4 protein-coding genes are annotated in these 5,507 nt (G+C 50.4%); 2 read left to right on the top strand and 2 right to left on the bottom strand.

All coding sequences use genetic code 11. From position 1 onward, the window contains the following. The coding region (locus tag IQ235_RS17520; protein ID WP_264322714.1) for a PAS domain-containing protein at nucleotides 1–934 on the bottom strand (934 nt) is incomplete at its 3' end. A 459-nt stretch (nucleotides 935–1,393) separates the two neighbouring features. On the opposite strand from IQ235_RS17520, the gene IQ235_RS17515 reads away from it, so the two are divergent. Further along, nucleotides 1,394–3,412: an ATP-binding protein gene (locus tag IQ235_RS17515; protein ID WP_264322713.1), complete on the top strand. Its 2,019-nt coding sequence runs from the start codon at nucleotides 1,394–1,396 to the stop codon at nucleotides 3,410–3,412. A gap of 65 nt (nucleotides 3,413–3,477) precedes the next feature. On the opposite strand, the gene IQ235_RS17510 is transcribed toward IQ235_RS17515, so the two are convergent. Further along, nucleotides 3,478–4,026: a phycobiliprotein lyase gene (locus IQ235_RS17510; RefSeq protein WP_264322712.1), complete on the bottom strand. Its 549-nt coding sequence runs from the start codon at nucleotides 4,024–4,026 to the stop codon at nucleotides 3,478–3,480. A gap of 334 nt (nucleotides 4,027–4,360) precedes the next feature. Between IQ235_RS17510 and IQ235_RS17505 the strand changes: the two genes are divergently transcribed. Then, the gene (locus IQ235_RS17505; RefSeq protein WP_264322711.1) at nucleotides 4,361–5,470 is read left to right on the top strand and encodes a glycosyltransferase; all 1,110 of its coding nucleotides are present in this window, start codon (nucleotides 4,361–4,363) and stop codon (nucleotides 5,468–5,470) included. The last annotated feature ends 37 nt before the right edge of the window (nucleotides 5,471–5,507 follow it).

Raw genomic sequence — 5,507 nt, 5'->3', positions numbered from 1 at the left:
GTTCGGGTTGCTCGGTATTGCTTCTTTGCAAAAAACGGCAATTTCGACCGAGTATTTCGCGGGCGGGATATCCCGTCATTGCCTCAAAACCAGAGTTAATGTAAATTAGCGGGAAATCTGGTTGGCGGGCATCGGCAATGGTGATACCGTTGCTGGCAACTTCAATGGTGCGTTGAAACAGTCGAAGTTCGGCAACGGCGGCTTTACGCTCGCTGATATCGCTGATGAAGGCATAGAAACCACAGACCTGCTGGTTGGTATCGAAGTCTGGAACTAGGATGCTTTCGACATCGCGATGTCTGCCGTTGGGGTTGGGAATTTGGGCTTCGTAACGAACTGAGTGCCCGGACAAAACGCGCTCGAATTGAGGAGAAAGGATTGCGTAAGTTTCGGGGCCGAGAATATCGCCAACAAACTGTTTTTCAATTGTGTCTAGCCCTCGATCGAACCAGGTTTCGTAGTTGCGATTGACGAACTGATACTGTAGGTGGCGATCGACGTAGGCAATACAAATCGGAAGGGTGTCGGTAATAATTTGCCAGCGTACCTTGCTGTGGTGGAGTTCGGTATTTATTGACAAAAGTTGCGACAGCACGTCCCGCAACTTCCACGCTGCATACACAGACATCAACGCTGTAATCCCTTGCTTGATACTCAATAACCAATCGACGGGATGCCACAACATCCAAATTTCGAGCAAATGCCCCAGTCCGAATCCAAAAGTCAAGGCGCTAAATAGCGCGAACGGACTCCGCAAAGAAAACTCTCGCTGTCGGGAGAAGTAAGCCAACGCGATCGAAATCGAAAAAAAGGACAGAGCGATCGTGACATCGCCGATCGCGTGCAGCCCCATTAACGGAATTTGTAAGAGGTAGCAATGACTGTTAGGAACGTATCGATCGGGGGCGATCGACAATTTGAGCAAGTCTAGCATTACTGAAAATCACTCATTTAGAACTTAATCGTTCGCTGGGAGTAAGAAGCAATCAGTTTTAAGATTCGATTTTATCCCCAAGCCAAGTCAACGCAGAACTGTTGTCAAAATCACATTTTAAGTTGAATTTGAAAGCATTCTCGATCCCTGGAGCGTAACAGTAACCATTTGATATCAAGAGACGCTACCGTAAAAAAGCATTTTCTCAAGTCTGAAACTCTGAAATCTACTAAAAATAGATAGATTCTTCTTATGAATAAGTTTATAAGGATACAGGATCGCAAAATTGAGTTCTCTGGCTTTTGAAGGCTCCAAGCCATTCAAATCGCGCCAAAAAATATCGAGAATCCAAGCGCTGAAGTTGACTTATCGGTATTATCGGTTAATTTCAAAACGAAAATAGAACATTGCGCAATAATCGAAAGTGTAAAAACTCATTTGACAGAAGGAAGAACGGCAATGGGATCGAAACGGCACTGGAGTCCTACACTCGTTCGCCTCCTCACTCGGATAACCACCCACATCCGAGAATCTCTCGAACTCCAGACAATACTCGATACCACCGTGGCAGAGGTCCGATCGTTTCTGAAGGTCGATCGGGTTAAAATTTATAAATTCGACAGCGACGGTAACGGGCAAGTCGTTGCCGAAGCCAGAGCTGGAGATCGTCTCGCATCTCTATCGGGTCTGCACTTCCCCGCTGGAGACATTCCCCCCCAAGCGCGGGAACTGTTCTGTAAAGCCCGAGTGCGATCGATCGTCAACGTCGATCGACAAGAACTGCGCCTGAGCGAACCCGGACGGGGGCTATCCACCGCCACTGAAGAACTCAGTGTCGAGGAAGTCCGCGAGCAACCCTTACAGCAGCTCTTAGCGCGCCCCGTCGATTCCTGTCACGTAGAGTATTTGCAATTGATGGGGGTGCAATCGTCTATGGTGATTCCCATTATCAGAAGCGATATCGGTGGAGATGCCCGTGGCGATCGTCTCTGGGGCTTGCTCATCGCCCACCACGCCCAACCGAAAAGCTTCAGCGCGATCGAACAAAAAATCGTCGGGGCGATCGCCGAACAACTCGAAATTGCCATCGAACAAGCCTCTGCGTTCGGTGAAGCCCAAGACCGGGCCCGACGGGAAGCCACCATCAACCAAATTACCACCCTGCTGTATTCCCCTGCCGAATCCAAGCCCGATCTCAAAAGGGTTCTCGATAAAATTGTTTTCGCTCTCCAAGCCTGCGGCGGTCTCCTGTGTTGGTCGGAGAACGGGGTTTCCCATTGCTACTCCCACGGTTCGATTCCCCAACTTACCCCCCAGGACTGGACGAAGTACTGCCAAACCTTCACTGCCATCGAGCAACCCTTTACCACCACCGATATCTACCGAGTTCCCCAATTCGATGTCATTCTCCCCAGTTTTAGGAAGACAGACATCTGCGGCGCGATTTTCACTCCCCTGCAATATGCGGGAGAAACCTTGGGCGAGCTTGCGGTTTTTCGTCCCTCTCTCGAGACCGAACGACTGTGGGCGGGCGATTGCGAATCGGATACTCGGCAAAACCGTCCCCGGCAGTCTTTTGAACAATGGCGAGAGATCGTCAAAGGGCAAGCCCCCCAGTGGACGACGGGCGATCGCAAACTCCTCACCGCCCTAGCCGGGCATCTGGCGATCGCATTGCTGCAAGAACGGCTCTACCGCCGCGAACGCCAACAGCGCATCCTGGTGGAAATGCGCAATCGCGAACTCGATGAAGCGCGTCGCGCCGCAGAACAAGCCAACCGCCTCAAATCCGACTTTCTCGCCTCCACCAACCACGAACTGCGAACGCCCCTGGCTTCAATCCTCACTTACCTCAAACTCCTCCACGAAGGCTTCTACAACAACGAAGAAGAACTCAAAGCATATATCGACGCGGCTCATCTATCGGCAGAAAACCTCACGGAAATCGTCAACAGCGTTCTCGATATTGCGAAAATAGAGGCCGATCGAATGACTGTCGAAACCACTCAATTCGAGCTAGCATCCTTCCTCGATCGTATCCGGCGGATCTTCCAACCCGAGAGCAACCGACGCGGCATCTCGTTGAGTGTGGATTGTCAGCTCGATCGTCTCTACAGCGACGAGAACAAGCTGCGGCAGGTTCTGATGAACTTACTCTCCAACGCCTTCAAGTTTACAGAAGCCGGTGAAATTCGTATAGAAGTGGCCCGCCAACCCGAGTCCGATCCGCCGATGGTGCGTTTTTCGATCGTCGATACCGGTCTGGGCATTGAAGTCGATCGAAAAGAGACCCTGTTTGAAGCTTTCGTCCAAGAAGATGGCTCGATTCGACGACGCTATGGCGGCACGGGTTTGGGCTTGACCATTTGCAAAAAATTTATCGAAATGATGGGGGGGCGAATTGAAATTACCAGCGATGGAAAAAACAAAGGAACGACTGTTTCGATTTGGTTGCCGGATGGTTGTGGAGAAAATTAAGCGCGATCGCGCTTAATTTTCTCCCATTCTCTTCCCCGGCTTCTCCAGCTCGCAGGGAATAGTTTTCACGCGGCGAGTTTGCGCTCCATATACTGCCCCATGAGGGTGAGTTGGTGATTTTTATCCCACGCCAAAACCGTGCGCAGGCGATGGTCTCCGGCCCATCGGAAGTTTTCTTCGTAAGCAACCGTCTCGTCTCCCAAGGTGGTGACACCTTCGTAAAAAGTACGGATGAGCATATGGTCGGGAGAAGGCATTTCTACCTGACTCAATACAGGCATATCGGTAACGTACCCTCGATTTCGATACAGCCAGCCGTTGTGATATCCCATGAGCATCGAGCCTTCACTAAGCAACTTGCGGGTATCGCGATCGTGACTTTTCCAATAAATATGAATGATGTAAGGAAACGTCTCAGAGGGTAGAGCGTGTAATTGTTCTAGATGTCTGCAAGCAGCTTCATCCCGATCGAGCGTCACCTCAAATCGGTTAGAAACTTGCGTTATTTTACCTGTTTTCACGGATTCGTAAGTTCTGCTACCTTCCCACTGGCCGACGGTTTGCTCGATCCGCTCGTGGAAGTAGGTGCTTTGACGATCGACTGTTAAACTCATAATGTTTACCGAAGCGAAAATTTAAGCGCTCACAGATAATGTCGGCTCGCGTGCGGTCTAGAAGCGCTATCGTGCACTGTTCTCACTCCCCGACTTGGCAACTCTTTTAACCCGATCGAGCCGTTCAACCCCTGCGTCTGTTTGGCTTATCTTTTTTCATGAAAGGGATTGACTTATGAGCGTACTTATAGTATATCGAGAGTCTTTAGCTTTGACATTACCCGAAAGGGGGTATGGGGTGACGCGGTGAAAAATAACTCACCGATTGTTAATTAAATGAATTGTCCGTTCGCTCTCCCCCAGCTCCTTCTGCTTCTATCTGGAGGCTGTGAAAATGAGAACGCTGTACTTTCTAGTTCCGGGAACGACATCGAAATTTGGTGGCGGCGGACTTTGGGCAGAACTCAAAACTGTCAATCTCGCCCGCCAAATTTGCACGGCGGAAATTGTCACCTACCGACAGCGAGAACCCGATCGCCTTTTTTTGGCCGATCTTCTCGCTCGCCGGGATGCCGACGAGTGTATCTTTGTCGTCAGTTGGGGGTTTGATGTCCCCAAACTCGTAGCGCAACTGGGAAACCGCAAGACGATCTATCACGCCCACAGTACCGGTTACGGTTTCAACCTGCCGCCCCAAATCCCGATCGTCGCCGTCAGCCGAAATACCATGGGATACTGGGGAGGGCGATCGCCCAACGCCCTCATCTATTACCTACCCAATCAAATTGGGGATGAATTCTGCCACCGGGACAAGCCTCGGGATATCGATGTCTTGGTGCAGGTTCGCAAGTCTTCGGAATATCTCCTCGAACAACTGGTTCCAGCCCTGCAACAGCACTGTCGCGTCGAGCTTTTGACGGGTTTTGTTGAAGACATCGCCGAGTTATTCAACCGCAGCAAAATTTATCTCTACGATTCTGCCCAATATTGGGGCGTGAGTGGTGTGAGCGAAGGGTTTGGGTTGCCGCCGTTGGAGGCACTCGCGTGCGGCTGCCAAGTCTTTTCGAGTGTCAATAGCGGATTGGCGGATTATCTCGATCCGGGCTTCAACTGTCACAAAATTGCCGGATTCGATCGACAGTACGATGTGGAACGGATTCTCGCAGTTCTCAATTCCCCCGATCGCCCTCTTTTACCGGAGTCGTTTTTCGAGCCGTATCGGGAAGAAAATCTGGTGCGGCGACTCAGAGTCATATTAACGGAGATTAATACTTTTTTCGATCGCCGTGGGGAATTTGAGTCGCCCATTGCCGGATTGAGTCGATGGCGGTTGAGGAAATTATGGATGATGCGATCGCTGGCAAAGGTGCGCAAAAAGCTTAATAAAATAGGTTATAGCGGTTATCAATCTGTTGAAGTACAGAGTTTCTGGTTTTCGGGAATGGGGAATGGGCACTTCGACAGGCTCAGTAACCAGGAATGGGGAATGGGGAATAGGAAATAGAATTTGGGTGTACCTCACAAGACTGAGAATTGCTATA

This window comes from Zarconia navalis LEGE 11467 (assembly GCF_015207075.1).
Classification (GTDB): Bacteria; Cyanobacteriota; Cyanobacteriia; order Cyanobacteriales; family Geitlerinemataceae; genus Zarconia; species Zarconia navalis.
Note: the sequence above shows the minus strand (reverse complement) of the source record. Positions and strands in the feature narration are given on the sequence as shown.

Coding starts and splice junctions, on each gene's coding strand:
- IQ235_RS17515 (WP_264322713.1), top strand. CDS start 1,394: ATGGGATCGAAACGGCACTGGAGTCCTACACTCGTTCGCCTCCTCACT.
- IQ235_RS17510 (WP_264322712.1), bottom strand. CDS start 4,026: ATGAGTTTAACAGTCGATCGTCAAAGCACCTACTTCCACGAGCGGATC.
- IQ235_RS17505 (WP_264322711.1), top strand. CDS start 4,361: ATGAGAACGCTGTACTTTCTAGTTCCGGGAACGACATCGAAATTTGGT.